The sequence below is a fragment of the Arsukibacterium perlucidum DSM 18276 genome, from assembly GCF_000382165.1.
GTDB lineage: Bacteria > Pseudomonadota > Gammaproteobacteria > Enterobacterales > Alteromonadaceae > Alishewanella > Alishewanella perlucidum.
On sequence record NZ_KB907734.1, the window covers coordinates 1 to 25,950 of the forward strand.

General features: G+C 50.7%; 27 protein-coding genes. 5 read left to right on the forward strand and 22 right to left on the reverse strand.

Going from position 1 to position 25,950, the window contains the following annotated elements; all coding sequences use genetic code 11:
• The 3 genes from H141_RS21255 to H141_RS0117525 form a co-directional block, all read right to left on the reverse strand.
• A partial coding sequence (locus H141_RS21255) for a transposase domain-containing protein (protein ID WP_019677591.1) occupies positions 1 to 163 on the reverse strand: 163 nt, incomplete at its 3' end.
• Positions 164 to 291: 128 nt separating this feature from the next.
• Positions 292 to 1,335: a recombinase RecA gene (recA, locus tag H141_RS0117520; protein ID WP_019677592.1), complete on the reverse strand. Its 1,044-nt coding sequence runs from the start codon at positions 1,333 to 1,335 to the stop codon at positions 292 to 294.
• A gap of 53 nt (positions 1,336 to 1,388) precedes the next feature.
• A complete protein-coding gene (locus H141_RS0117525) occupies positions 1,389 to 1,889 on the reverse strand; it encodes a CinA family protein (RefSeq protein ID WP_019677593.1) in 501 nt (166 codons plus the stop codon).
• 32 nt (positions 1,890 to 1,921) lie between these two features.
• On the opposite strand from H141_RS0117525, the gene mutS reads away from it, so the two are divergent.
• Both mutS and H141_RS0117535 read left to right on the forward strand, forming a co-directional pair.
• A complete protein-coding gene (gene mutS / locus H141_RS0117530) occupies positions 1,922 to 4,537 on the forward strand; it encodes a DNA mismatch repair protein MutS (protein ID WP_019677594.1) in 2,616 nt (871 codons plus the stop codon).
• Positions 4,534 to 5,694, forward strand: coding sequence for a benzoate/H(+) symporter BenE family transporter (locus tag H141_RS0117535; protein WP_019677595.1), 1,161 nt, complete (start codon positions 4,534 to 4,536; stop codon positions 5,692 to 5,694). The genes mutS and H141_RS0117535 overlap by 4 nt, the downstream gene beginning before the upstream one ends.
• An 85-nt stretch (positions 5,695 to 5,779) precedes the next feature.
• On the opposite strand, the gene H141_RS0117540 is transcribed toward H141_RS0117535, so the two are convergent.
• The 11 genes from H141_RS0117540 to H141_RS0117595 form a co-directional block, all read right to left on the reverse strand.
• Positions 5,780 to 8,452, reverse strand: coding sequence for a M14 family metallopeptidase (locus H141_RS0117540; RefSeq protein ID WP_019677596.1), 2,673 nt, complete (start codon positions 8,450 to 8,452; stop codon positions 5,780 to 5,782).
• A gap of 187 nt (positions 8,453 to 8,639) precedes the next feature.
• On the reverse strand, positions 8,640 to 9,641 hold the full coding sequence (rpoS, locus tag H141_RS0117550) for an RNA polymerase sigma factor RpoS (RefSeq protein ID WP_019677598.1): 1,002 nt from the start codon (positions 9,639 to 9,641) through the stop codon (positions 8,640 to 8,642).
• 130 nt (positions 9,642 to 9,771) lie between these two features.
• Positions 9,772 to 10,653 (reverse strand): peptidoglycan DD-metalloendopeptidase family protein, encoded by an 882-nt coding sequence (locus H141_RS0117555; RefSeq protein WP_019677599.1) that lies wholly within the window; start codon positions 10,651 to 10,653, stop codon positions 9,772 to 9,774.
• A gap of 37 nt (positions 10,654 to 10,690) precedes the next feature.
• A complete protein-coding gene (locus H141_RS0117560) occupies positions 10,691 to 11,581 on the reverse strand; it encodes a DUF368 domain-containing protein (protein ID WP_019677600.1) in 891 nt (296 codons plus the stop codon).
• Between the two features lie 33 nt (positions 11,582 to 11,614).
• On the reverse strand, positions 11,615 to 12,253 hold the full coding sequence (locus H141_RS0117565) for a protein-L-isoaspartate(D-aspartate) O-methyltransferase (RefSeq protein WP_019677601.1): 639 nt from the start codon (positions 12,251 to 12,253) through the stop codon (positions 11,615 to 11,617).
• Positions 12,254 to 12,255: 2 nt separating this feature from the next.
• Positions 12,256 to 13,008: a 5'/3'-nucleotidase SurE gene (gene surE / locus H141_RS0117570; RefSeq protein WP_019677602.1), complete on the reverse strand. Its 753-nt coding sequence runs from the start codon at positions 13,006 to 13,008 to the stop codon at positions 12,256 to 12,258.
• Positions 13,009 to 13,036: 28 nt separating this feature from the next.
• Positions 13,037 to 14,095 carry a tRNA pseudouridine(13) synthase TruD gene (truD, locus tag H141_RS0117575; protein WP_019677603.1) on the reverse strand — a complete coding sequence of 353 codons (1,059 nt, stop codon included), beginning with the start codon at positions 14,093 to 14,095 and terminating at the stop codon, positions 13,037 to 13,039.
• A complete protein-coding gene (gene ispF / locus H141_RS0117580; RefSeq protein ID WP_019677604.1) occupies positions 14,092 to 14,574 on the reverse strand; it encodes a 2-C-methyl-D-erythritol 2,4-cyclodiphosphate synthase in 483 nt (160 codons plus the stop codon). The genes truD and ispF overlap by 4 nt, the downstream gene beginning before the upstream one ends.
• Positions 14,571 to 15,326 (reverse strand): 2-C-methyl-D-erythritol 4-phosphate cytidylyltransferase, encoded by a 756-nt coding sequence (gene ispD / locus H141_RS0117585; protein ID WP_019677605.1) that lies wholly within the window; start codon positions 15,324 to 15,326, stop codon positions 14,571 to 14,573. The genes ispF and ispD overlap by 4 nt, the downstream gene beginning before the upstream one ends.
• Positions 15,323 to 15,628 carry a cell division protein FtsB gene (gene ftsB, locus H141_RS0117590; protein ID WP_019677606.1) on the reverse strand — a complete coding sequence of 102 codons (306 nt, stop codon included), beginning with the start codon at positions 15,626 to 15,628 and terminating at the stop codon, positions 15,323 to 15,325. Before ftsB ends, ispD begins: the two co-directional genes overlap by 4 nt.
• A gap of 101 nt (positions 15,629 to 15,729) precedes the next feature.
• Positions 15,730 to 16,389: a hypothetical protein gene (locus H141_RS0117595; protein ID WP_019677607.1), complete on the reverse strand. Its 660-nt coding sequence runs from the start codon at positions 16,387 to 16,389 to the stop codon at positions 15,730 to 15,732.
• Positions 16,390 to 16,494: 105 nt separating this feature from the next.
• On the opposite strand from H141_RS0117595, the gene H141_RS0117600 reads away from it, so the two are divergent.
• From H141_RS0117600 to H141_RS0117610, 3 genes are all read left to right on the forward strand, one after another.
• Positions 16,495 to 17,013 carry a DUF1569 domain-containing protein gene (locus tag H141_RS0117600; protein ID WP_019677608.1) on the forward strand — a complete coding sequence of 173 codons (519 nt, stop codon included), beginning with the start codon at positions 16,495 to 16,497 and terminating at the stop codon, positions 17,011 to 17,013.
• A 21-nt stretch (positions 17,014 to 17,034) separates the two neighbouring features.
• Positions 17,035 to 17,871 carry an acyl-CoA thioester hydrolase/BAAT C-terminal domain-containing protein gene (locus tag H141_RS20575; RefSeq protein WP_019677609.1) on the forward strand — a complete coding sequence of 279 codons (837 nt, stop codon included), beginning with the start codon at positions 17,035 to 17,037 and terminating at the stop codon, positions 17,869 to 17,871.
• Between the two features lie 97 nt (positions 17,872 to 17,968).
• Entirely contained in the window at positions 17,969 to 18,199 is a 231-nt protein-coding gene (locus H141_RS0117610; RefSeq protein WP_019677610.1) for an addiction module protein, read from the forward strand.
• A 487-nt stretch (positions 18,200 to 18,686) separates the two neighbouring features.
• Here the strand turns inward: H141_RS0117610 and H141_RS21025 are convergent, their stop codons facing one another.
• From H141_RS21025 to H141_RS0117655, 8 genes are all read right to left on the reverse strand, one after another.
• Positions 18,687 to 19,241 (reverse strand): hypothetical protein, encoded by a 555-nt coding sequence (locus H141_RS21025; RefSeq protein WP_019677612.1) that lies wholly within the window; start codon positions 19,239 to 19,241, stop codon positions 18,687 to 18,689.
• Positions 19,234 to 19,734 carry a hypothetical protein gene (locus H141_RS0117625; RefSeq protein WP_019677613.1) on the reverse strand — a complete coding sequence of 167 codons (501 nt, stop codon included), beginning with the start codon at positions 19,732 to 19,734 and terminating at the stop codon, positions 19,234 to 19,236. Before H141_RS0117625 ends, H141_RS21025 begins: the two co-directional genes overlap by 8 nt.
• Positions 19,735 to 19,988: 254 nt before the next feature.
• On the reverse strand, positions 19,989 to 21,281 hold the full coding sequence (gene eno, locus H141_RS0117630; RefSeq protein ID WP_019677614.1) for a phosphopyruvate hydratase: 1,293 nt from the start codon (positions 21,279 to 21,281) through the stop codon (positions 19,989 to 19,991).
• A gap of 59 nt (positions 21,282 to 21,340) precedes the next feature.
• Positions 21,341 to 22,978 carry a CTP synthase gene (locus H141_RS0117635; protein ID WP_019677615.1) on the reverse strand — a complete coding sequence of 546 codons (1,638 nt, stop codon included), beginning with the start codon at positions 22,976 to 22,978 and terminating at the stop codon, positions 21,341 to 21,343.
• A 221-nt stretch (positions 22,979 to 23,199) separates the two neighbouring features.
• The gene (locus tag H141_RS0117640; RefSeq protein ID WP_019677616.1) at positions 23,200 to 24,138 is read right to left on the reverse strand and encodes a YihY/virulence factor BrkB family protein; all 939 of its coding nucleotides are present in this window, start codon (positions 24,136 to 24,138) and stop codon (positions 23,200 to 23,202) included.
• Positions 24,139 to 24,166: 28 nt separating this feature from the next.
• Positions 24,167 to 24,583 carry a hypothetical protein gene (locus H141_RS0117645; protein ID WP_019677617.1) on the reverse strand — a complete coding sequence of 139 codons (417 nt, stop codon included), beginning with the start codon at positions 24,581 to 24,583 and terminating at the stop codon, positions 24,167 to 24,169.
• A 58-nt stretch (positions 24,584 to 24,641) separates the two neighbouring features.
• Positions 24,642 to 24,830: a hypothetical protein gene (locus H141_RS21565; RefSeq protein ID WP_026349540.1), complete on the reverse strand. Its 189-nt coding sequence runs from the start codon at positions 24,828 to 24,830 to the stop codon at positions 24,642 to 24,644.
• A 121-nt stretch (positions 24,831 to 24,951) separates the two neighbouring features.
• Positions 24,952 to 25,944: an Acg family FMN-binding oxidoreductase gene (locus H141_RS0117655; RefSeq protein ID WP_051090423.1), complete on the reverse strand. Its 993-nt coding sequence runs from the start codon at positions 25,942 to 25,944 to the stop codon at positions 24,952 to 24,954.
• Positions 25,945 to 25,950: the final 6 nt, after the last annotated feature.

Consider the following 25,950-nt stretch of genomic DNA (forward strand, 5'->3'; position numbering starts at 1 on the left):
ATACCATTTGCTCCATAGGCAGCCGACGGGTCCGGATGGTTGATACGCCTGCAATACCAAGTCCTGTCTCAATAAGTGCAGGGTCTAGAACATCCGACAGACTGTCGAAACTAATGGTATGGCTGTTTACTAAAACGGTCTCAAGAGCTTGGCTAATGTGCATAAAAAAGGCCTACAGGGTTTATTCTGTAAGCCTTTATATACCAGCCCTTGGATCGGTCAACCGATCTGAAAAACTCTTATCTGATCGGCATTAAGCAAAAATGCTGGCTTTTTTCTTGTATAAAAGTATTACAAGTCGGCTTCAAACTCGGCCGGAATCGCCTCTTCAATCGGCTTTTCACCCGGCTTTAGTAATAAGCGGGTGCGCAACTCTTTCTCAATTTCATCAGCAATGGCCGGGTTATCGGTCAAAAACTTCATGGCATTAGCCTTACCCTGGCCAATCTTATTGCCCTGATAGGCATACCAGGCACCTGATTTATCTACCAGCCCCTGCGCCACACCCAGGTCAATCAGTTCGCCGTTTTTATTAATACCGGCACCATACTGAATAATAAATTCGGCCTGCTTAAACGGCGGTGCCACTTTATTTTTCACTACTTTTACCCGGGTTTCGTTACCAGTAATTTCATCACCTTCTTTTACCGAACCAATCCGGCGGATATCTAACCGCACTGAGGCATAGAATTTCAGCGCGTTACCACCAGTGGTGGTTTCCGGGTTACCAAACATTACACCGATTTTCATCCGGATTTGGTTGATGAAAATACATAAGGTGTTTGAGCGCTTAATATTACCGGTAAGCTTACGCAGTGCCTGCGACATTAAACGGGCCTGTAAGCCCATATGGCTGTCGCCCATGTCACCTTCAATTTCCGCTTTAGGGGTTAGCGCGGCTACCGAATCGACTACCACTACATCTACCGCTGCAGAGCGCACCAGCATGTCACAAATTTCCAGTGCCTGCTCACCGGTATCCGGTTGCGACACCAATAAGTCTTCCACTTTTACGCCCAGCTTTTTGGCATATACCGGGTCCAGCGCGTGCTCGGCATCAATAAAAGCACAGGTTTTACCAGCTTTTTGCGCTTCGGCAATTACCTGCAGGGTTAAAGTCGTTTTACCTGATGACTCAGGTCCGTAAATCTCAACAATCCGGCCATAAGGCAAGCCGCCTATACCAAGAGCAATATCCAGGCCCAGCGAGCCGGTAGAAACTGAGGCAATATCCAGCGCCGTACTGTCGCCGAGGCGCATAATAGAACCTTTACCAAACTGACGTTCGATTTGGGTAAGGGCGGCACCCAGGGCTTTTTGTTTATTGTCGTCCATTGTTCACTCCAGAAAATTCGGCTTGCATAAACACTGTATGCTCGTACAGTAGTCTAGTTTGGCAAGGCTGTCAATAATAAGATGCTGTGCTGCAGGGCAAAATCTATCGCCTGCTGGCGCACCTGCTCGCGGTCGCCATTAAACTGTTGTAACTGGCTGCTAAGCTGGCCATTCAGCCAGAAACTAAACCAGACGGTGCCTACCGGTTTAGCTGCCGAGCCACCACCCGGCCCGGCGACACCTGATACGGCAATGGCTAGCTGGGCATTGGCCGCAGTGGCGGCTCCGACAGCCATTTCTTTAACCGTTTCATCGCTTACCGCGCCAAATTGTAATAAAGTGGCACTGCGCACCCCCAGTAGCTGCTGTTTTGCTTTGTTGCTGTAGGTAACAAAACTGCGATCCAGATAAGCGGAGCTACCAGCAATGGCGGTCAAATAGTAAGCAATGCCGCCGCCGGTGCAGGATTCAGCAGTGGTGACAAACCATTTTTTCCGTGATAATAACGCGCCAAGCTCTGCAGCCAGCTGCTGAGTTTCGGTTGCAAGTACCATAGCCAATCCAACAGGGAATTCAGAGTTACATTATGCCGTCAGACCAGAAACCGGAGCAAGCCCTAAGCAGTCACACCCCGATGATGCAGCAGTATTTGGCACTGAAAAGTGAACATCCAGCCATTCTGCTGTTTTACCGGATGGGTGATTTTTACGAGTTGTTTTTTGATGACGCCAAAAAAGCCGCTGCCCTGCTGGATATTTCGCTGACCAAACGCGGCCAGAGTGCCGGCCAGCCCATTCCGATGGCCGGGGTACCCTACCATGCCGTTGAAGGCTATCTGGCCCGGTTAGTCCAACTGGGCGAGTCAGCAGCCATTTGCGAGCAAATCGGTGACCCGGCTACCAGCAAAGGCCCGGTTGAACGCAAAGTCGTGCGGATTGTTACCCCGGGCACTGTTACCGACGAAGCGTTGTTAAACGAGCGGCAGGATAATTTACTCTGTGCCATTTACCAGCAGCGCGGCCAGTTTGGTCTGGCCCAGCTGGATTTAAGTGCCGGCCGGTTTTTAATCAATCAGGTTGCTAATAGCAGTGACTTAGTAGCGTTGCTGCAACGGCTTAATCCGGCAGAAATCCTTTATCCTGAACTATTCAGCAACCCGGAGCTTTGTCAGACACGCAAAGGTGCCCGCCGCCGGCCGGAATGGGAATTTGAACTGGCTACCGCTAAACGGTTGTTATGCCAGCAATTCGGCACTAAAGATTTAATCAGTTTTGGCGTCGACGAGGCACCTGTGGCACTAATGGCCGCTGGCTGTCTGATGCAATATGTTAAAGATACCCAGCGCGCCAGCCTGCCGCATATCCGGGCCATCGCGCTGGAGCGGGCCGAAGACTATATCGTGCTCGATGCCGCCACCCGGCGCAATTTAGAACTGACCCAAAACCTTAGCGGCGGCTATGACAATACCCTGGCCTCGGTGCTCGATCGCAACCAGACGGCGATGGGCTCACGTTTATTAAAGCGCTGGATCCATGCGCCGTTGCGTAACCAACGCGACGTCAACGCCCGGCTGGATACGGTTAACGAGCTGACTGATGATGTTGAAAGTTTACAGCCGGCCTTAAAAAATATCGGCGATATTGAACGGGTTATTGCCCGGCTGGCCCTGCGCAGTGCAAGGCCGCGTGATTTTGCCAGGCTGCGTCAGGCGCTGGCCCAGCTGCCGGCATTACAACAAGACTTAAGCTTTGCCAACACCAGCTTGTTGCAGCGGATTGGCCGCGACAGCCAACCACTGCCAGAACTGCAGCAATTGCTTACCGAGGCCATTGTCGAGGCGCCGCCGGTGTTAATCCGCGACGGCGGCGTGATTGCCGCCGGCTACAACAGCGAGCTGGATCACTGGCGGGCACTGGCCACCGGCGCCACCGATTATTTACTGGAGCTTGAGCTGCGTGAACGCGAGCGTACCGGTATTGCCTCACTGAAAGTCGGCTTTAACCGGGTACATGGCTACTACATTGAAACAGGTCGCAGTGCCGACACTAAAGTACCGCCGGAATATGTGCGCCGCCAGACCCTGAAGAATAATGAGCGCTATATTATTCCCGAGCTAAAGGAATACGAAGACAAGGTGCTGGGTAGCCAAAGCCAGGCGCTGGCGCTGGAAAAGCAGCTGTACGAGCAATTATTCGAGCTGGTAAGCCCTTATTTAAGCCAGTTACAGCAACTGGCGCAGGCGCTGGCCGAACTGGATGTGCTGTGCACCTTTGCCGAGCGGGCCAGCAGCCTGAATTATTGCCGGCCGCGGTTACGCAGTGAGCCGGGTATTGAACTGGAGCAAGCCCGCCATCCGGTTGTGGAACAGGTATTAAGCGAGCCCTTTATTGCCAACCCACTACACCTTAATGCCAGCCGGCGAATGCTGATGGTTACCGGCCCCAATATGGGCGGTAAATCAACCTATATGCGCCAGACGGCATTAATTGCGCTGCTGGCCTATATCGGCTGCTTTGTGCCGGCCAGTAGTGCGACACTGGGGCCAATAGACCGGATTTTCACCCGGATTGGCGCCTCAGATGATTTAGCCTCCGGCCGTTCAACCTTTATGGTGGAAATGAGCGAAACCGCGACCATTTTGCATCATGCCACGGCGCATAGCCTGGTGCTGATGGATGAAATTGGCCGCGGCACCAGCACCTATGATGGTTTAAGCCTGGCCTGGGCCTGTGCTGATTATCTGGCGACCCGAATTAAAGCGCTGACTTTATTTGCTACCCATTATTTTGAACTGACTGAACTGGCCAATACGCTGGATGGTGTAGTTAATGTTCACCTAGATGCGGTAGAGCATGGCGATGAAATTGTGTTTATGCACCATGTGCAGGACGGTGCCGCCAGCAAAAGCTTTGGCCTGCAAGTTGCCCAGCTGGCCGGGGTACCCAAGGCGGTAATCAACCAGGCTAAACAAAAGCTTAGCCAGTTAGAGCAACAAGGCCGGGCCCAGTTAACGGTAACAACCGAGCCAAATCCGGCTAAAGCCCAGCGTCAGCACGAAGCCGAGCAGCAACAATTAATGCTGCTGCCAGCCGGGCACCCACTGCTGCGCCAGCTGGCGGCCATTAACCCGGATGAGCTCAGTGCCCGCCAGGCCCTGGATTTACTGTACCAACTTAGCCGGGACGCGAAGGAAGCTGAATGATATTAAAGGATTTAAGTTTATCGGCAGTCGTAGCCGGTTTTGTTGCAGTATTGGTCGGCTTTGCCAGCTCAGTGGCTATTGTGTTTCAGGCCGCCAGCGCAGCCGGCGCCAGTAATGAGATCATGGCGTCCTGGCTGTTAGCGCTAGGCATCGGCATGGCCGCTACCTGTATTGGCCTCTCGTGGTATTACAAGGCACCGGTGATCACTGCCTGGTCCACCCCGGGTGCAGCATTACTGGCCACCAGTTTGCAGGGGCTGAGTATTGAACAGGCTACCGGTGTGTTTATTTTCACCGCAGCGCTGGGGCTGCTTATCGGCATCAGCGGCTGGTTTGAAAAACTTACCAAACTCATTCCTTTGCCACTGGCCAGTGCCATGCTGGCCGGTATTTTACTGCAGTTTGGTTTTGCTGTTTTCAGCTCAATGCAAAGCCAGTGGCTGTTAGTAGGCAGCATGTGTCTGGTGTATTTATTCGCTAAGGTGTTCTGGCCACGCTATGCTATTTTGCTGGTGATGCTAAGCGGCATTCTCATCGTCATTAGCAGCGGCAGCCTGGATTTATCAGAAGTAACTCTTAGTCTGGCCCAGCCGGTGTGGGTCACCCCGGAGTTTTCGTTAAGTGCGTTAATCGGGGTCGGTTTACCTTTGTTGCTGGTGACCATGGCCTCGCAGAATATCCCGGGGGTGGCGGTGCTCAGGGCCAGTGGCTATCAGACGCCGGTCTCGCCGCTTATCAGCAGCACCGCGCTTAGCACCCTGTTATTAGCGCCCTTTGGCGCATTTTCGATAAATCTGGCAGCGATTACTGCGGCAATCTGCACTGGCACTGAAGCACACCCACAGCCACAAAAGCGCTATATTGCCGGTATTGCTGCCGGAGTATTTTATCTGCTGGCTGGCTTAGCGGGCGCCACTGTAGTCGCGCTGTTTGCCGCCTTCCCCAAAGAAATGGTGGCAGCGCTGGCGGGGCTGGCACTGATCAGCACTATTGCCGCTAACCTGGCCACTACCACCAGCGATGTCAAATACCGCGACGCGGCAGTGATTACCTTACTGGTTACCGCTTCCGGCGCCAGCTTTTTCGGGCTGGCTTCAGCATTCTGGGGGTTAATTGCCGGCGCCGTTACGGTAGCTATTCAGCAAATTCGTAGCTGAATAAGCCTGTACATTTGTCCACACCAGGAGCGTCATACCCGGCGTAATAACGGGCGCAATAATGCGCCCCTGCAAAAGCGAGCAGTTAACGTAGCGGGCTGGCGTGGGCAGCACCGCGGAATATCGCATTAATATACAGCAAGTGCATGCCATCGACATAGGCGCGGAAGTTTGGCTCCTGGGTAAAGCTAATCACCTGACCTCTGCCAACTGCCTGCACCATTACCAATGGCTTATGGGCAATTTGCTGGCGGTTTTCATCCCAGACGAAGCCGCCTGCCAGCAGCTGTTCTGCCGGGGCAAAGCTGACAACGTTGCGGCCAGCAGCAATGTTCAGTGGCTGATATACCTGATTACCAACATAGAGGCTGTTAACCGTTTCTGGCACGCCGGCAGTCAGCCAGTGCTGCTGGTCTACCCTGGCACTGGCGATAAAGCCGGGCACCCAGTCCGGGTCGGCTTTTTCCGGCACCAGCCACTGCTGATATTCCTCGGGTGTTTTAATCACGCTGCCGGCAACTTTTGTTTCACTTTCCGCTTTTTTCGCTTCACCCTCGCGTACTTTGTACTCACGTTTACTGCTAAGCAGTGGCTCATCGCCCGCCAGCAATAAATCAGTGGCATTGCCAAGAGCCACCAGCACCCCGCCGCGTTCAACAAAGCTTCGTAAGTTGGCCAGGCCAGTGCTGCCCAGCGCTTGCTGATAACTGCCACGGCTGCTGGCTGGCACCACTAACACCTGATAGTGGCTTAAGTCAGCACCCCGCAGCTGCGCCGGCCGGATTGCGGTAACCGGATAATTTAAATTGCGCTCCAGCACAAAGCGGGCACTGCCGGCGCTGAGTGGGTTACTGGGTTCATCCCACAGCATGGCAATATTAGGCTTATGCAGGGTTTTCACGTTAAAAGAGCCGAAGTTAGGGCCATCGGTTACCCAGCTGCTGTCTATACCCGTCACCGTTGCGCCGCTTGTTGCTGCCAGCTGCTGCATCTGCTCAGGCAATTGCGGGCTGTTATCGGCTTTACTGATGATCAGACTACCGGCCGGATACTGCTTGCCATTCTGATGGGTAAAGGGTAGATCACTGCTTTTCAGCTTTAAACCCTGCTGCAGCGCTGCACTGGCAAAGCGGGCCGCCGCCATATCACCCCAGGGCACAATATAACCGAAGCCGGGTTCAGGGTTGGTCACGCTACCGGCCAGAATTCGCTCGCTGCTAACAGTGCTGGTTGCCGCAGTAACGGCCCGGTTGCAACTCACCACAGGCAGGTTATACATCAGTGGCAGTGACCAGGCGGTTACATCGTAGATCTGATCCGGCAGATTGTTAGCGCGGCGCTGCTCCTGTTTGGCAATAAACGCCTTATCCATCGGCACAGTATCGTCCAGCAAAGTACGGATTAAATGGTAAGTTGGCTGGTTGGTGTTAATCACATAACTACCGGCCTGATAACTTTCACCACAGGCTTTAAACGCCTCAGTAGTTTTACCCACCGTTATACCGTGCTCGGTCAGAATGGCACTTAATTTGGTATGGCCGGCGCTATCGCGCTCAGCTGGAAAAATATAGCTGCGCACCGCTCCGCTATTGCCCTGTTTAATAGCATCCTGACGATACTGATAAAAGTTGCGTAGTAGCTCAGGCCCACGCTGGCTGGCGGTTTCAATAGTCGCCATAAAGGCCACAAAATTGCGCTGTACGCCATCGGCGAAGGTCAGAATATCACCGTCTGCCTTGCGATACTGATGGCCCCGGGCTGAAGCCATCTCATAGGTCATAGCAATACTGCCCTGATACAGTGGCCAGCTGGCACCGTACCCCGGATAAAAGGCATCAAAAATTTCCCGGGTAAAATAGTCATAGCCAAATTTATCAAACCAACGGGCGTTATTTTCACCAAGCGACTGCAGGCTCTGGCGCTGGTTTGCCTGAATATGCGGATTGTAAGGCTCGGCTTCCGGGCTGAAGTAATAGCCCATATCGCCGCCCATTTCATGCGAGTCGACAAACACCAGTGGGTATACCTGCTGCAAGGCTTTGACCCGGCCGCGGGTTTCCGGCTGGGTTAATGAAATCCAGTCACGGTTCATATCAAACAGGTAGTGATTAGTGCGGCCGTTAGGCCAGGGTTCGTTATGCTCGGCCGATAGCCTGTCAGCTGAATGGGCTAAGCCCACCGTCGCATAGTAGCGGCTGACAAAACGGTGATGGCCATCCGGATTTTGCAGCGGGTCAATATATACCAGGGTGTTTTCAAGTAACTTTGCGGTTTGCGGGCTTTGGTCGGCCAGCAAATGATAAGCCAGCGCCATCGATGACTCTGCCGGGCTGATTTCATTGCCATGCAGCGAATTAGCTATCCAGACACTGGCTGGCAGCTTACTGATTAGTTGCTCTGCCTGGCGTTCATTCAGGTTTTGTGGGTTTGCCAGTTGTTGCATCTGCTGCTGAATATCAGGCAGCTGTTTAATATTGTGCTCGCTACCAATAACCACGTAAAACAGTGGCCGGCCCTGCCAGCTTTTTGCATAAGGTACCAGTTTAATCCGGCTTGGGTGAGCGTGGGCCAATTGCTCAAAATATTGTTTTATTGCTGCAGGTTCAGAGATCCGGCTAGCCAGTGGATAACCCAGTATTTGTTCTACTGATGCCACGGCCTGATTATAGTCACTTTCCGGAAAAACCGGCACAGCCTGACTGACCGCAGAACACAACCCTATTGCTGCAGCCAGCGCCGTAATTTTAAATAAAGACATCAGAAAACCCTATTTCATTATCAGATACTAATAAAGATAAGCTAAGCGGCTGGCGTAAAAGATGCAACCAGCAGCAGCCATGGTTGCGACCAACAGGGACCACGATAAGCCAGGTGTTTGCTTATTATGATAATTCAGCCAATAAAAACGGGCGCCCGGGCGCCCGTTCTGCTACTGATAGCGGCGGTTAATCCTGAAACAGGGTTTCTATATTTAAGCCCTGATGGGTAACAATTTCTTTTAAGCGGCGCAGGGCTTCAACCTGAATCTGCCTTACCCGTTCCCGGGTTAAGCCAATTTCATGGCCAACATCTTCCAGGGTAGAAAGCTCATAACCCAGCAAACCAAAACGGCGGGCCAGGACTTCACGTTGTTTAGGATTGAGTTCGTCCAGCCACAACACCAGATGCTGCCGGATATCTTCGTCCTGCAGCTCACCTTCCGGCCCCTGTTCTTTTTCATCAGCAATCACGTCAAGCAACTGCTTTTCAGAGGCACCGGCAACCGGCATATCTACCGAAGTTATTTTTTCATTTAACTTCAACATTTTGCGCACTTCTGCTACTGGCCTGTCGAGTGCGGCAGCGATTTCTTCCGGGGTGGGCTCATGATCGAGTTTTTGTGATAATTCACGGGCGGCACGCAAGTATATATTCAGTTCTTTCACCACATGAATGGGCAACCGAATAGTTCTGGTTTGATTCATAATGGCACGTTCAATGGTTTGGCGGATCCACCAGGTAGCATAGGTTGAAAACCGGAAACCGCGCTCAGGATCAAACTTTTCAACGGCCCGGATCAGGCCAAGGTTGCCCTCTTCTATTAAATCCAGTAAGGCTAAACCACGATTAATGTAACGCCGGGCAATTTTAACAACTAACCGCAGGTTACTTTCAATCATTCTCTTGCGGGCAGCGGCATCGCCTTTGAGCGATAATCTTGAAAAATAGACTTCTTCTTCGGCACTTAACAGTGGAGAAAAACCAATTTCACCCAGATAAATTTGGGTGGCATCCATCGATTTCTGACTATCATCCTTGGCGAATACTTCATCGGCTATTGCTTCTTCGCCGGCTAACTCTGCTACATCGGGCTCCATATCATCGTCCAGCGTAGCGACTTCATCTGCCAACTCATCATCTTTTAACTCTACATCTGACTCTACAACTTCATCACGTTTAAGTCCCATATCCTTTCTCCCACGTCTGCCGGGTTCGGGCCTGACTAAGCTACCTTCCTGCCTTCGTGCTTGTGTGCTAATGCTAACCTCAATGGTTAGTCTCTTTGTCATAGTATTACTTTGTTATAGTATCTTTTTATTACGGTAAGTATCGTAAGGGGTCAACCGATTTGCCCCTGAAACGGATTTCAAAATGCAACCTGCTATCAGTTGCATCGGTACTACCCATTTCAGCAATTTGCTGGCCCATCTTAACCTGCTGCCGTTCTGCTACTAATATACGTTTGTTGTGCGCATAAGCGCTTAAGTAATCATCGTTATGTTTTATAATTATCAGGTTACCATAACCGCGTAGGGCGCTGCCGGCATAAACCACCAGGCCGTCTGCGGCGGCATTTATTCTGCTACCTTCCTGTCCTGCAATATCCACCCCTTTGTTACCATGTTCCAGGGTAGAAAAACGCGAAACTATTTTACCTTTTACTGGCCAGCGCCATTGCACCTTGTTTCCAACTGAGGTATTATCCGCGGTTTTTTTACTGTTTTTAACAGGTTGTGTCTGAACATAACGTGTTTGATTTGACGACGCAACAGGTTTAGCGGGTTTTGCTGAACTATTTGATTTTGCTTGGTTTGATTTATCAGTTGCCCGACCAGTCTGCACCGGTGTAGCGGGTTTTGCCGGAACTGCACTGGCAGTCTTTGTCGCAGGCCGGCTTGCTTTACTGGCTACCTGAGTTGCTCCGGCAGCGGTAAGTTGCAAAATCTGGCCGGGGTAAATGATATAAGGGCTGCTGATATTATTACGACTGGCCAAAGTGCGCACATCCAACCCGGCCCGAAAAGCAATTGAGTATAAAGTGTCGCCGCGTTGCACGACATATTGTTTGGCGGCAAGACTGCCACGGTTACGTTCCCGGTAAGGGTTCTCTCTAAGCTCCAGCGTAGTAACCGGCGCAGGCCCGGAGCTTGAGGCGCAACCACTGAGCCCGCTCAACAGCACAACAGGCAGGGTTACCATCAGCCACAAGCCAATTATCCGGTTAATAAGCTATTCCTCATCTGGCGCCGTTTTCGGCAGTATTAAACAGTCGTTCTAAATTTAACAGTAAAGTGATTACCAGAATACCGGCAATAACGGCCATAATCGCCGGCAGCAAATCGTGGTTAGCTACCAGCTGCTGATATTGCCACGGGCTAAGCACTTGCTGGTTATGCTGCCAGGGCCAGATCCGATACAGTGCGCCAATAACCACTCCGGTCAGCAGCGCCAGAGTGGCATCGTGAAAGTGCTTTAGTAACCAGTTAAGTAATCTTGAAAAACTGAGCAAGCCAACCAGACAGCCTGCTGCCACCAACGCCAGAGTCGTGAACCGCAACTCAGTCACCGCCAGCATAATGGGTGCGTACATGCCCAGGATCAGTAAAATAAAACTACCGGAAATGCCGGGCAGAATCATCGCGCAAATCGCGATGGCACCGGCCAGAAAGAACATATAGGGTGCTGGTTGCAGTTGCACCGGCGCCAGCATGCCAACGGCCACAGCAAACACTATGCCAAGCACTAATAATAACAGCCGTGCCGCGGACCAGCTGACACTGCGCAGCAGTACCGGTAACGACGCTAAGATCAGACCATTAAAAAATGCCCATAATGGCACTGGCCGGTGTTCCAGCAGGTAGCTGATCACATTAGCCAGGGAGAATATACTTAGCAAAATACCGCTGAACAAACAAAGTAAGAAAGTGCCATCAATGTGCTGCCACAAGGCGCTGAAACGGCCTTTAAGCAGCAATTTAACTGCTGCGGTATCTATCGAACTGATAGCAGCCAGCAGCCGCTCGTAAATCCCCAGAATAAATGCCAGCGTACCACCTGACACCCCGGGCACCACATCAGCGGCGCCCATTGCTAAGCCTTTAATTATCCATTGAAAATAATTTTTCATAATCCGTTATTACAGCCTCATACTACATGTTTGTTAAGCTAACTCACCCGGCACCAGCGGCACAAAGCGTACTGCCTCGATATCCTTACTGCTGAACGAGTCGGCATTACGCTGATATACCCGCAGCACCTGCTCTTTTGCACCCACCGGAATAACCAGCCGGCCACCATCCGTTAACTGTTGCAGCAAGGCTGCCGGCACTTCAGTCGGCGCAGCAGTCACTATAATACTGTCAAAAGGCGCTTTACTGGGCCAGCCCAGCCAGCCATCGCCGTGCTTCATCGAGACATTGTGTAAATCGAGCTGTTGCAGCCGGCGCTTGGCCTGAAACTGCAGCGCTTTAATCCGTTCTACCGAGCAGACGTGACTAAACAAGTGCGCCAGAATAGCAGTCTGATAGCCCGAGCCGGTGCCAATTTCCAGCAGCTTGCCCGGCGCTTTGTCCTGCAGCAATAACTGGGTCATCCGCGCCACTATGTAAGGTTGTGAAATCGTCTGGCCCTGACCAATTGGCAAAGCGGTATTTTCATATGCTTTGTGCGCCAGTACTGCTTCAACAAACAGGTGGCGCGGCACCTGTGACACCGCCTGCAATACTGCGTCGTCACTGATACCTTCACTTCGCAATTTTTGTGCTAATACCGCTGCACTGCGGGCTGTTGCTACTGCCATAATTACAACCTGATCCCCGCTAACCATTGTTTCAGTGTATCCATACTTTTATAAGCCGACATATCCACATGCAACGGCGTGATAGAGGCATAACCATTGGTTACCGCATAAAAATCGGTGCCTTCTCCGGCGTCCAGCTCTGGCCCTAACGAGCCATACCAGTATATTTTCCGGCCCCAGGGATCAGTATCGCTGCTCATGGTTTCTGCCTTATGGCGCCGGCCAAGCCGGGTAACCATAATGCCTTTTAACTCAGACAGGGCAATAGCAGGCACATTAATATTTAAAATCTGATCAGCAGGCAGCGGATGCGACTTCAGCTTTTTAATCACTTCCACAGTGACATGCGCCGCCGTAGCAAAATGGGCTTCGTCCCGACCTGCCAGCGATACCGCAATAGCCGGCAACCCCAGGTGGCGGCCTTCTGTGGCCGCAGCAACGGTACCTGAATACAACACGTCATCACCAAGATTGGCACCATGGTTAATCCCGGCGACCACTAAATCAGGAGTAAAATCCAGCAACTGACTGATCGCCAGATGCACACAATCGGTTGGCGTGCCATTCACCGCCACAAAACCATTGTCGAGAGTTTGGGTGCGCAGCGGGTTAAGTAAAGTTAACGAGTTGCTGGCACCGCTGCAATTCCGGTCCGGGCCTACGGTAGTCACTTCGGCTATCTGGCATAGCGCCTGCTGCAATACCTGAATGCCTTTGGCATAAACCCCGTCATCATTACTTAGTAAAATTCGCATAGCGGCTCCAATTAGTTGCGAGACATAGTTACTCTAATTCGGCCAGCGGCCGGCTGCCATCCCGATAGCTTGCTAATTCTCGCAGGACACTGGTGGCAAAACAACCCGCCGGCAGGGCAAAACTCAAGGTAACACTATTGCCCTGTATTTGTGTGCTGAGTTGTTGAGGTACTAATCTGATACTGCGCCGTGCGCCCTGCAGCCTGTATTCAATAAGGCCCTGACACCACTGCTGATAGGTAGCCAATGCTTGTTGTTCAAATACTGCCGCCTGCCGGCTCACTGTTGCACCATCCAGCCCGACCAGCGGTGCCGTAGGATGAACATCACCATCCAGCAGCCGCTGCTGCAAGGTGCTATCGGCGGTCTCCACCTGAAAAATCGAGCCACTGCCATCCAGTTGCAGAATATCACCGTCCAGCACCTGGTTAAACAAGCCCTGGTCAATCCGTTGCGATAACACGGTATTAAACAAATATGAGCGGCTGGCCGACAACGCCAGGCCACGGATCTGGCGATCTGTTATCCGCTCTCCGCCAAACAAACTATCGGCTAATGCTAAGTTGCCACCGCCGCGGCCAAAACGTTGCTCGCCATAATAATTCGGCACACCTGCTTCTATTAACTGCAGCCGCTTAACAAGTGCCTCAGGCTGGCTGACATCGGTCAGGGTCAACCGGAAATGGTTGGCTTTTAGCGCCCCTAAGCGTAATTTACGGTAATGGCGCACCACCTGCAAAATGCGGCTGTCTTCAATCTGCCACTCCTGCCAGGCCAGCTCTTGCTTTATCGGCCATTTAAAACAAAACCATTGCCGGGTCAGCGCATGGCGATCTTTTAAACCGGCATAACTGATATCCCGCATTCTAAGGCCGGTTAGCCTGGCCAACTGGCGGGCAATATACTGGGTATTCTGACCGCGCTTTTCAATTTGCAGTAATACGTGTTCACCGCTACCACTGGGTGCAAAATTCAGCTGCTCGTCAACAATAAAATCTTCCTGCGTGCTGCGAATAGTCGCCGTAATATCAGGCTTGCCATACAAATACTGCCACTGTGGCAAGCCATTTACCGGTAGTACACTCATTGCCTGCTAACCAGCAGCACAACAGCTTCTGCTGCTATACCCTCTTTACGTCCAACAAAGCCCAGTTGCTCGGTGGTGGTCGCTTTAACGTTGATCTGGCTGAGCTCGGCGGCTAAATCGGCGGCCAGGCACTGGCGCATCGCATTGATATGCGGTGCCATTTTTGGCGCCTGCGCCATAATGGTTACATCCAGGTTGTTCAGCTGATAACCGGCTTTGCTGGCCTCAGCGAACACTTTTCGCAATAAAATACGGCTATCAATACCTTTTAAAGCAGGGTCGTTATCTGGGAAATGATGGCCAATATCGCCGAGTGCCAGCGCACCTAACAAGGCATCTGCTACTGCATGCAACACTACATCGCCATCTGAATGCGCCACTAAACCCTGTGAGTATTCAATTTTAACGCCTGCCAGCGTTACCGGACCCTGGCCGCCAAAAGCATGGACATCAAAACCATGGCCTATCCGAAAATTCATATTGTTGTTTGCTCCAGCTGTTGTTGCTCAAGATGTTGTTGCTCAAGTTGCTGTTGATCTAAAAAATAGCCCGCCAGAGTCAGGTCGGCCGGGCGGGTAATTTTAATATTATCAGCCTGCCCTTCTACCAGCAGCACCGGCTGGCCAGCCCACTCCATTGCCGATGCTTCATCGGTAATAGTGACACCCGCCGCTAATGCCTCAGTGATGGCCTGGCGAAGTTGCAGGGTGGGGAAAAACTGCGGGGTCAGCGCATGCCATAGCTGCTCACGTTCAACAGTATCGGCTACCAGGTTGCCAGTCGCCGTGGCTTTACCGCGTTTCATAGTATCGCGCACCGGGCAGGCCAGAATGCCGCCATGACCTGCTTGCAGACAACGGCTAATTAGCAGGGTGATATCAGCCTTACGGATAAGCGGCCGGGCTGCATCATGCACTAACACCCAGGGGTAACTGCCGGCGTCGATCTGTTGCAGGGCATTTAATACCGAGTAAACCCGCTCAGCGCCGCCGTCAACCCGTTGCATCGCCACTGTGGTTAAGGGCGTCGCGGCAAAATAGGGATCCGCTTTATCCAACGCCAGCCAAAGCGCAGCAACCTGTGGCTGGCTGCAGATCCGGCCGACACTGTGCTCAAGAATGGTTTTGGCATTAAGGGTTAAATATTGTTTTGGAACAGCAGCCTGCATTCGTTTGCCGACGCCGGCGGCGGGGATCACAGCAGCTATTGCAGGCTCAGGCGGCTTAGTCATGGTTTGTCCTTTACCGGTACCTGCTGCCCCTCTGTTTGCACTACCCGGAAAAACACTTCGTCTTCACCAATTAAGCCCAGCTCATTGCGGGCTCGCTCTTCAATCGCTTCCAGTCCTTGCTGCAAATCGGTAACATCAGCCATCAACATCCGGTTCCGTTTCTGCAATTCCTGATTACTGGCGCGCTGGGTGGCAATTTCGTCCAGCCGTTGCAAGTAGTCGGTCACACTATACTGGCCAAACCACAAACGATATTGCAGCAGGCAAAAAAGGATCAGCAATATTCCGATAAGCAGTCGCATAAGCCAGGATCTGTTGGAGACATGGCTTTATTATGCTGGCTTGCAACCGTGCTGCAAAGCCCTAATTGCCGCTGTAGCATGAAAAATTACGCGCTTTGGGGTTATTTAAGCTCGTGGGCTGCCTGATAGGGTTTAGCAAAGTTCTGCCAGTTTAAGCGACTACTCAACAATAATTCCCGCAAACTCAGTACTCTGGGTGCTTTTTTAACATTATTTAACCACTGATGGCCACAGCTGGCGGCAGTAACAATGGCCTTATTAGGCTTTAATAAAAACTTGCTGGCATTATCGTTTTGCAGTGGGGTGCCATTAAAACTAAACCAGCCATGCTCGTTACAATGTAAGCGCTCACCAGCGCTATCTACTTCATCAACACTGTCCAGCACAATCTGCTCCAGAGTCAGCTGTTCAATATATACCGGTACAATCAATCCGGGCTTGGCCGCTTTCTGGTAGAAGTTAGCAATCGGATCAGCCTGTTGTTTGCGCGCCGGACAACGGCCAAGCTGCCTATGAAACCAGGACGCATTCTGGCTGTCGAGCTGCAACTCGCTGCGGTAGCTGACAATATTGGCCGCGGCCCGCCGGATATAAAAAGGCAGCGCCGCCAGCCGTTTTTGCAATAACGGCAGCTGCTCCGGGTTTATATTTGCCAGGCGTAACAACTCACGCTCATACAAAGCATTACAAAGCTCGGTATAAGTCTGGTTATCGCTGGATACCTGCCAGAAATGCGGCTGGTTGCTCAGGGGCTCAATCATCCGCTGATGTTAGCCAATCGGCTAACGCTTGTAAAAGCAAAAGTGGCGGCCAACCTATAAAAAATGCTAGTTTAGCGCACCAGAGAAGCGTTGTAGCGATAGCTTATGAACCGTCGTCAATTTATCAAAGTCAGTGTGCTGACACCTGTTGGCCTGGTGCTGGCCAGCAAACTGGTTGCCACCCTGCGCCCCTATCCGCTGTCGGACATTCTGGTGCAACTCAAAGCGCTGCCGCCTGAGCGGTTAACCAGCAGTGGTGAGTGGAATGTCAGCCAGATTTTGCAACACTGCGCCCAAAGTATCAGTTATTCAATTTACGGCTATCCACAAGCCCGCTCGCCGTTGTTCCAGTACACCGCGGGTAAACTGGCAGTGAATGCTTTTGCCGCAACAGGTAAGCTGCATCATCCACTGGCTGAACCGATCCCCGGTGCGCCGGCGCTTGAACCCGGCTTACCCAATGACGTTGCCCTGCGTGAGCTTATTTACACTGTGCAACAATTTATGGACTGGCGCGGCCAGCTGCAGCCACATTTTGCCTTTGGCAGCCTGACCAAAGTGCAATACTACAGCGTCCATTATCTGCACCTGCAAAGTCATTTAGAGCAAATCAGCATTAGCTGACGTTAGCACAAGGGAAACGACATGCCTCTGTTACGGATAACCATTTGCTTGCTTAGCCTTTTTGCAGCTTTGTTGGCTAGTGCCAACCAGCAAGGTTACACGGTTTCACAGGTGCGGCAGGACGAACTGGTCGCTAACCTGTTTTTACCTGCAACAGCCGCTGAGTTGCCAGTCGTTATTGCGGTTGGCGGGTCACGTCCTGGCCTGGACAGCAGCAACCGGGTCGGCGACATGCTGGCCCCGCAAGGTATTGCTGTGCTCGCCCTGGCCTATTTTGGCGAGCCGGGTTTACCAGAGAGCCTGGACAACATTCCGCTGGAATACTTTGTTCAGGCCATCGACTTTTTGCAGCAGCAACCTCAGCTTCAGGCCAATAGCGTTGGCATTTACGGGCGCTCCCGCGGTGCAGAACTGGCATTACTGTTATCGTCGCACGACGCGAGGATTAGTTCGGTGGTGGCCCTGGCGCCAAGCAACGTGGCCTGGAACGGCACCCGCTCAGCCGCGTCAGCCTGGACCATTAACGATAAGCCGGTGCCGTCGCTAACCGTGGGCTTAGACAGCAGCTACCCGGCATTGGCACGTTTTGCAGCGGCGCTCGCCGATGAAGTAGCAGTAAAGCAGGCCAGGTTTGCGCTGGAAAAGATAAATGGCCCGCTATTGTTAATATCCGCCACCAAAGACAAAGTCTGGCCTTCGCATCTAATGGCGCTGGATATCCAGCACTACCTGCAGCAAAAAGGCTTTCAGCATAAGGTCAGCCATCACAGTTACCCTACCGGCCACGGCTTTAGCCAGGCCGTTATGCCGGAAATTGAGCAGCGGGTGCTGCAGCACTTTCAAACAACATTGCGATAAGCCTGCAGCCAGCCCGGCTTGAGTGTAAATCACATAGCTCCGTTATCACTTCTTTGCTAAAGTTAAGTCTGAACACCGCGCCACAGGACGCTGAATTATGGCTTTATCTTATCTGGACGTAGAGCAGCAAGCACAGCAGCTAAGTAAAGAAGAACAAGCAAAATTAGTGGATAGCCTGCTGGTAACTTTACAAATGCCGGTAGATCCGTTGCTAGAATCTGAATGGCTGCGCGAGGTTGCAGAACGCAAAGCGCAGTACCTCAATGGCGAGGCAACATTGACTGACGCTGCGAACGTTTTTGCTAAGGTAAGAAAGATACTGAAGTGAAACCGGTACGTTTAATCGTCAGAACCTTCCCTTATTCAGTAATATATATATAAAGAATACTCCCGCAAAATAGTCATATTTGCAGTTGCTCATCATCGCCAACGGCCACAACACGTCAAATAGTCGTTATCGGTTAACCACGCTGACCTAAAAAAAAGCCACCTTGCGGTGGCATTATCAAAAAATGGAACATGCTAAAGTGATGGCTTCACAGAGCGCAGACGATTTAAGCTAGACATGTTTAAGATTTCTCAAGGCTAATTTTTCTCGCGCGCATTTTCTGAAAGCTGATTTTTTAACCGGCTAATTTCAGACTCAAGCGCTGAAATTTTCAAGCTACTTGTCACAATTGTATAGCCAAAAATACCGAATAAAACTATCACAAAAAAATTGTGTTGGTCAGGGTAGCTTAGCCAAAACCACACCATGCTACTTAGTATCGCGAGCCCAATAATAACTTTAAAAAAAATCAGTTTATTCATGACTATCAATGAAAAGCTGATTGGTTCATCACAGATCGTCGCTGAACCTCTGTATTTGCTTTGTTAAGACTATTTTTATTAGCATAAACTGCACCCCATATAACGAGCGTGACTATATGTTTACGCCGCACTGCTTTGTGCAATTGGAAATCTTTTAGCAAATCCTTCGCACTCAGAGCGGAAGCACCAAAACCAACCTTAGAGGCAAAATCATCAAAACCTTGCATATTCCCTTGGAATGACAATAACTCATCGTTAGTCAATGACCACATTCCCCATTTTGGGTTAACAAGTGCCGGTGTTGTCGCCTTGTTAACTAGCTGTCCCATCAACGGTCTACTCTCTAATTCACGGATAGATTTCATAGCAAACATTTTTTGATGTCGATCTAAATGACGATAAAGAATGGTGCCAACCATGGCATCTAACATCGCCTCATCACCATCTTTTACCATATATCTTGGAATTTCCAGCACATCGGCGAATAAATCAAGTTGCCCCTGGGTTGTTTTCGGGAAAGTGTATGGTAAGTCGCTTATATTTGGCCGTAATTCATTCATTATAAATTCCCTCTTTTCTAAGTATTGCATCACATGATTTAACCAGCTCTTTTGTCATATCGGATGCTGTTTCCTGACTAATCACTTCGTTAATATCTTCAACTAATGTTGGCATAATGCTGATGATCAAATAAAAATCACTAAGTTTTTGGAATACTGCTGAAAATAGCTGCTGCTTATTGTCAAAGCTAACCTGGTAACTAACTAACTTCCCCTGCTTTTTGTCAACGCTAAACGTATGCTCATAGGCGACTACAACCTCGAGCATCTGCTCTTCACGAAGATACTCATTAGTAAAGTTTTGGATAACTTGATCAAGTTCATTAACATCAGAAGACGTATCTACCATGAAGGAGCTAGTGCTATTTGCCTGTGCCAGCACGACTAAATAATTAATATATACACTTTCATGCTCTGCCATAGCTGTGACTATTTCGCTACCCGGTACAGACTGATCATTAAGTAAATCAATGTTGAAATTACTGATACCCATTTTAAAATTACAGGAAAGTTGTTTGGTCGGACTAACATAAACTCCGGATTTGAAAGAACCGAGAAGTGCCGACCAGACACTATTACTAAAAAATAAAATGAGGAAAAAGAAAAAACACCTCAAAAGTAAAACCCGTGTAAATAATTTGTTTGTATAATAGCTTCGGAGTTTGATGAGATCAAGCTTCTCCTGTCTCTAAACAACAAAGCCACCTTGCGGTGGCTTGTTATATTGCGTTAAAACGAATTAGCGGCTTACTGGCCTTTAATTTCGCTGCGGCCTTTGTATGGCGCCTTACTACCTAATTCCTGCTCAATACGCAGTAACTGGTTGTATTTGGCAACACGGTCAGAGCGGCACAGCGAGCCGGTTTTAATCTGGCCGGCGGCGGTGCCTACCGCTAAATCAGCAATAAAGGCATCTTCTGTTTCGCCACTGCGGTGCGAGATAACGGCAGTAAAGCCGGCATCTTTGGCCATTTTAATTGCGGCCAGGGTTTCGGTTAATGAACCTATCTGGTTAAACTTAATTAAAATAGAGTTACCAATGCCCTGCTCAATACCGCGGCTTAAAATTTTGGTATTGGTGACAAATAAATCATCGCCCACCAGCTGCACTTTGCTGCCAATTTTATTGGTTAAATCCTGCCAGCCATCCCAGTCGCTTTCGTCCAGGCCATCTTCAATTGAAACAATCGGGTAACGCTGGGTTAAGCCTGCTAAATAGTCATTAAAACCAAAAGAGTCAAAGCTTTTGCCTTCACCACCTAACACGTACTTGCCATCTTTATAGAACTCGGTAGCGGCACAGTCGAGTGCCAGGGTAACGTCTTTATCCATCTGGTAGCCGGCGGCTTTTACCGCTTCAACGATAACGGTCAGCGCTTCTTCGTTTGACTTCAGATCCGGGGCAAAGCCACCTTCATCACCCACCGCAGTATTTAAACCACGCTTTTGCAGCTCTTTTTTCAGGCTGTGGAAAATTTCCGCACCCATCTGCAGCGCTTCAGCAAAGGTTTTGGCACCAACCGGCTGCACCATAAATTCCTGAATATCAACGTTGTTATCGGCATGCTCGCCACCGTTAATAATATTCATCATCGGTACCGGCATACTGTACACACCTGAGGTGCCATTTAAATCGGCAATATGCTGATACAACGGAATTTTCTTATCGGCAGCGGCGGCGCGGGCCACGGCTAGTGATACCGCCAGAATGGCATTGGCGCCCAGTTTGCTTTTGGTTTCGGTACCATCTAAATCGATCATAATCTGGTCGATTTCGGCCTGATTCCAGGCGTTTTTGCCTTTTAGTGCCGCCTGAATAGCACCATCGATATTGGCAACGGCTTTAGTCACACCCTTACCTAAGTAACGGCTTTTATCACCATCACGCAGCTCCAGCGCTTCGCGCGAACCGGTAGAGGCACCTGATGGCGCACAACCACGGCCCATAGCACCACTGGCTAAATACACATCGGCTTCAACCGTTGGGTTACCGCGAGAGTCCATAATTTCACGGGCAATAATTTTTACAATCTCAGACATGCTATCAATCCCCTGTTCTAAAACGAAAAAGCCGGGATATCCACCCGGCTTAGCAAAAGTTATACGCGTTGCTTTTTCTGGAATTTGTACGCCGCAGCGACAAAGGCCTGAAACAGCGGGTGACCATCACGTGGGGTCGAGTTAAATTCCGGGTGGAACTGACCGGCAACAAAAAACGGGTGAGATGGAATTTCAATCATCTCAACCAGTTGGTTATCGGCCGATAACCCCGATACCACTAACCCTGCCTCTTCTAGTTGTGGTCGTAAGTTGTTATTCACTTCATAGCGGTGACGATGCCGCTCCTGAATAACTGCTTTGCCATAAATCTCGCGGGCTTTGGTATTATCAATCAGGTTACAGTTCTGGCTGCCCAGGCGCATGGTGCCACCCAAATCAGATTCATCTGAACGGGTTTCTACTGAGCCGGCCGCATCCAGCCATTCGGTAATTAAACCAACAACCGGGTAAGCAGTGTCTTTGTTAAATTCGGTAGAATGCGCGCCGGCCATGCCGGCAACATTGCGGGCATAGTCAATCAGCGCCACCTGCATACCCAGACAAATACCTAAATAAGGCACACCTTGCTCCCGGGCATGTTGCGCTGCCAGGATTTTGCCTTCGACGCCACGCTCGCCAAAGCCGCCAGGCACCAGAATGCCATCTAAGCCCGCCAGAATACCAACGCCTTTGCTTTCTACATCCTGTGAATCGACATATTTAATATTAACGGTAACCCGGTTTTTCAAACCGGCATGGCCCAATGCTTCATTTACCGATTTATAGGCATCCGGCAGTTCAACATATTTGCCTACCATACCAATGGTGATCTCCCCCATCGGGTTCGATTCCTGATACAGCACCTGCTCCCACTCCACCAAATCGGCTTCCGGGGCTTCAATATGGAAACGCCGGCAGACTAAATCATCCAGACTTTGCGATTTTAATAAAGCCGGGATCTGATAAATACTGGAGACGTCTTTTAAGGAAATAACCGCTTTTTCTTCTACGTTAGTAAACAAAGCAATTTTAGCGCGCTCGTTGGCCGGAATAGCGCGGTCTGAGCGACACACCAGAATATCAGGCTGAATACCGATAGAGCGCAGCTCTTTAACTGAATGCTGGGTAGGTTTGGTTTTAATTTCACCGGCAGTGCCTAAATAAGGTACCAGCGTCAGGTGCATATACAAGGTGCGCTCACGGCCCACTTCGGTGCCTAACTGGCGAATAGCTTCTAAAAACGGCAGGGATTCAATATCGCCAACGGTACCGCCAATTTCAACAATGGCAATATCATAGCCTTCAGCACCGCGCACTACCCGGTTTTTAATCTCATTAGTAATATGCGGAATAACCTGAATAGTGGCACCTAAGTAATCACCCCGGCGCTCTTTCCGCAGCACTTCGGCGTATACCCGGCCCTGGGTAAAGTTATTCAGCTTGGTCATTTTAGTGCGGATAAACCGCTCGTAATGGCCAAGATCAAGATCGGTTTCAGCACCGTCTTCGGTAACAAACACTTCACCGTGCTGAATAGGGCTCATGGTGCCCGGGTCGACGTTAATGTAGGGGTCAAGTTTGAGGATGGTAACCTTTAAGCCACGCGCTTCCAGGATCGCTGCCAGCGATGCTGCTGCAATGCCTTTACCTAAGGAGGAAACCACGCCACCCGTCACAAAGATATATCTTGTAGTCATGAGACCCCTGAGACAATGTTAATCAATAGAAAATACCAACAATGCAAAACACCTGGCCGCCGGTGGCTAAACACTGGGCTACTACGGGTGTGCAAAAATTGGTATCAGGACGGGAGGAAAGTATAGCAAAGGCTTGGCAGCCACTCAATGTAAAGCTGCAGCTGATAGTGATTTATTCCGCGACCAGCTGCCTAGCTATATTAAGCCGGGTCGCGCCAAATTCAGCGTTGCGTTTCATCATCAAGCAATTGCCGATGCACCCGCACCGCTGTGCTCTTGGGACGCACGGGCAAGCCCCGGCCCTCCAGGTGCGCCCGGGTGAAAGCCGCCCCAAACAACAGAATCATTGAAGAATAGTTGACCCAAAGCAACAGTAATGCCAGAGAGCCGGCGGCACCATAGGCCGAGGCCGTTGCCGTATAGGCCAGATAAATAGAAATAAGAGAGCGGCCTGCGGTGAATAAAATTGCAGTAATAAAGGCACCGAGCAACACGTCGCGCCACGACAGCACCACATCAGGCAGGATCTTGAACATTGCCGCAAACAGCAGGGTAATCACCAGCAGCGACAACCCTAACTCCATCCCCACCATAGCCCAGCCAGGAATTGGCAGCCAGTCTTCCGCAAATACCATAACGCTGCGCAAGGCTACCGACAACAGCAGCGATACCAACAGAATAAAGCCAATAGCCAGAATGATGGTCAGTGACAGCAAGCGGCTTTTAAGTAAGATCCACAGGTTGTTTTTTGAAGGGCGCGGCGCAACATCCCAAATCTGATTCAGCGACTGCTGCATCTGGGCGAAAACCGTAGTAGCACCCACTATGGTAGCAACAATCCCGATCAACGCCGGCCAGATACCACTCTGGTCAATTTGCGAATTGACCACAGCCGTCTGCACTACGCCTGCCGCATCCGGGCCAAGCGTTCCCTCAAGCTGCTCAAACAGCTGTCCTTGAACAGCCTTCTCTCCTATTATCAGCCCAACCACAGCGACTACCACTACCAGAATTGGGGCGATGGAAAAAACGGTGAAAAACGCCAGCGCTGCAGCATAAATAAAGGCATGGCTGCCCAGCCAGTTACTGCCCGCAGCGCCCAGAATGCTTAACCAGTGCTGCACTGCAGCGGGGAGCTTGTTATAGATGTTGAAAACCATAGTTAAAAAATACCTTAGCGTTGCAGCACTAAACCCGGGCTCTGAGCCTGGCAGCGATGTACGGTGCCAGGGCCGTGACCAACAGGACCAATGGCCAGATGTTACCGTCCTTAAAAGTATAAGCCTCAAGTAGCACTGACCACGACTTACCCTGCCACAGGCCGAACGAAAACTCGAAAACAAGTGTCAGCAAAACCCAGCCCAACCCCACAGCCAGCAGTTGAGCCAGGCGCCTGGCATCCAGCCAGGGCAGCGTGAGGTAGCTAACGGCAATAATAAGAGCCGACAACAGCAGCCCGCTTAGCAACAGGCCAGCTGTGATACCAAGCATTGGCGTAAGCACAGCCTCCCGCAGAATACCATTAAGGATGGCCAGCACCACTATCGCGGCCCAGACAATCAACGATTTCAGTGCGAGCATATTTTTAGTTTTGCTTTCTAACATTTTTAATAACTCTTCGTACTTTGCCCGGGCCTGAAATGCAGCAGAGCTAATACCGCGCTTACTGCCTTTCAGGTAACTTGGGAACTAAAGCCAGAATCAACGTAGCAAAAGGCCCCAAAATTAATGAAATTAAAAACCAGACTAAACCACCACGATTTTTGCCCTGGGCCAGTACTGCATTAATTAACATTAATGTCCCCCAACCCACAAAATACTGTCTACCTACCTCTATATACTCCGGATTCAAAATATTCTCCTTTTTTATTATTGCCTGCTAAGGCTTTAATGCAGCGGCGCGCTGCATTGGCGCCACTGCAATAACTTGTTCGCTGTTACTATGCATGGCTTTCATGTGGTAATCCAGCTAGTCAGTCCTCAACAATCACATCGTCAATTGGCCGACGCAGGCTGAAGGGTGTCGCAGAACCATGGCCAAAACGTACCATCAGCAGCGCAGATTCTGCTTCAAGCTTCAGCCACGAATCAAACTGCGAGCGCAACTCGCGCACCTCGATCGGCTGATTAATGAAAGCAGTGCAAATACTAAGCGCAGTCGCCTGCAGGGCAAAGCGCTCATATGCACGCCCAAGCTCAACCCAGCCGGGTTTGTCGTCACGACTTGCTACGAAGACCGCAATACCGGCTGAACTTTTGATATTGGTCGCATCTGTCCTGGCTTGGCCTTTATGCGTAAGTACCAGCCCGATAATCATTTTCGCCAGCCAGGTTGGCAATGCCGGTTGGCCACTTGTGCGTCCGGCCAAACCGTCGCCCTTGCGCATTGCCTCTGCAGGATTGAACCGGATCCAGTTGATCAGTTCCTTTCGGAACGCCCTATCAGTCAATTGGGCGATATTTCCCCGCGTAACAAAATCAGTCACCGTGTTCTTATCTGCGGTCGACGTCAACAAGATGGTTCGGACAGACTTACCTTTGCCCGCCTTCTGTAATTTTTCAAGCTCCGTTTCGCTAACTGGCCGGCCGTCATAGGCTGTTTTCACACATTGCCGTTTGGTTATGGCCCGGTATAGTTCCGTCGCACAAGCTGTGGCATCACGGCTTAGCAAAACATCAACGCTGTTTTCAGCGGGATTGAATTGAATCTCAGCTAAAAAGCCCTGCGCGGCAGCAGCATGAATCATATTCTCGGCGGCGCAGCCCAAGCTCTTAAAGAGATGACTATCATCAGGGTCTACCACCGGGCAGCGCCTCGAGAAGTCGGGCAGGATGGTAATCCGGTCTTTTCGGATGCGGAACTTCCAGGGCTGTGTATTGTGGCTGGAGGCAGCGAGCGTGGCATACCGAATCAACTCTCTGCCATCCAGATTACCGTCTGCACGTTCAGTTCCCGACCGACGCATGTCGTA

Bases quoted from the DNA above. Each gene is read 5' to 3' on its own strand.
- H141_RS0117525 (WP_019677593.1), bottom strand. From the start codon at position 1,889: ATGGTACTTGCAACCGAAACTCAGCAGCTGGCTGCAGAGCTTGGCGCG.
- H141_RS0117565 (WP_019677601.1), bottom strand. From the start codon at position 12,253: ATGGCAGTAGCAACAGCCCGCAGTGCAGCGGTATTAGCACAAAAATTG.
- H141_RS0117635 (WP_019677615.1), bottom strand. From the start codon at position 22,978: ATGACTACAAGATATATCTTTGTGACGGGTGGCGTGGTTTCCTCCTTA.
- H141_RS0117655 (WP_051090423.1), bottom strand. From the start codon at position 25,944: ATGCGTCGGTCGGGAACTGAACGTGCAGACGGTAATCTGGATGGCAGA.
- H141_RS0117560 (WP_019677600.1), bottom strand. From the start codon at position 11,581: ATGAAAAATTATTTTCAATGGATAATTAAAGGCTTAGCAATGGGCGCC.
- H141_RS0117625 (WP_019677613.1), bottom strand. From the start codon at position 19,734: ATGGGTATCAGTAATTTCAACATTGATTTACTTAATGATCAGTCTGTA.
- H141_RS0117640 (WP_019677616.1), bottom strand. From the start codon at position 24,138: ATGGTTTTCAACATCTATAACAAGCTCCCCGCTGCAGTGCAGCACTGG.
- surE (WP_019677602.1), bottom strand. From the start codon at position 13,008: ATGCGAATTTTACTAAGTAATGATGACGGGGTTTATGCCAAAGGCATT.
- ispD (WP_019677605.1), bottom strand. From the start codon at position 15,326: ATGACTAAGCCGCCTGAGCCTGCAATAGCTGCTGTGATCCCCGCCGCC.
- H141_RS20575 (WP_019677609.1), top strand. From the start codon at position 17,035: ATGCCTCTGTTACGGATAACCATTTGCTTGCTTAGCCTTTTTGCAGCT.
- mutS (WP_019677594.1), top strand. From the start codon at position 1,922: ATGCCGTCAGACCAGAAACCGGAGCAAGCCCTAAGCAGTCACACCCCG.
- rpoS (WP_019677598.1), bottom strand. From the start codon at position 9,641: ATGGGACTTAAACGTGATGAAGTTGTAGAGTCAGATGTAGAGTTAAAA.
- H141_RS0117535 (WP_019677595.1), top strand. From the start codon at position 4,534: ATGATATTAAAGGATTTAAGTTTATCGGCAGTCGTAGCCGGTTTTGTT.
- H141_RS0117645 (WP_019677617.1), bottom strand. From the start codon at position 24,583: ATGTTAGAAAGCAAAACTAAAAATATGCTCGCACTGAAATCGTTGATT.
- truD (WP_019677603.1), bottom strand. From the start codon at position 14,095: ATGAGTGTACTACCGGTAAATGGCTTGCCACAGTGGCAGTATTTGTAT.
- H141_RS21025 (WP_019677612.1), bottom strand. From the start codon at position 19,241: ATGAATGAATTACGGCCAAATATAAGCGACTTACCATACACTTTCCCG.
- ftsB (WP_019677606.1), bottom strand. From the start codon at position 15,628: ATGCGACTGCTTATCGGAATATTGCTGATCCTTTTTTGCCTGCTGCAA.
- H141_RS0117540 (WP_019677596.1), bottom strand. From the start codon at position 8,452: ATGTCTTTATTTAAAATTACGGCGCTGGCTGCAGCAATAGGGTTGTGT.
- H141_RS0117555 (WP_019677599.1), bottom strand. From the start codon at position 10,653: ATGGTAACCCTGCCTGTTGTGCTGTTGAGCGGGCTCAGTGGTTGCGCC.
- H141_RS0117610 (WP_019677610.1), top strand. From the start codon at position 17,969: ATGGCTTTATCTTATCTGGACGTAGAGCAGCAAGCACAGCAGCTAAGT.
- eno (WP_019677614.1), bottom strand. From the start codon at position 21,281: ATGTCTGAGATTGTAAAAATTATTGCCCGTGAAATTATGGACTCTCGC.
- ispF (WP_019677604.1), bottom strand. From the start codon at position 14,574: ATGAATTTTCGGATAGGCCATGGTTTTGATGTCCATGCTTTTGGCGGC.
- H141_RS0117600 (WP_019677608.1), top strand. From the start codon at position 16,495: ATGAACCGTCGTCAATTTATCAAAGTCAGTGTGCTGACACCTGTTGGC.
- recA (WP_019677592.1), bottom strand. From the start codon at position 1,335: ATGGACGACAATAAACAAAAAGCCCTGGGTGCCGCCCTTACCCAAATC.
- H141_RS0117595 (WP_019677607.1), bottom strand. From the start codon at position 16,389: ATGATTGAGCCCCTGAGCAACCAGCCGCATTTCTGGCAGGTATCCAGC.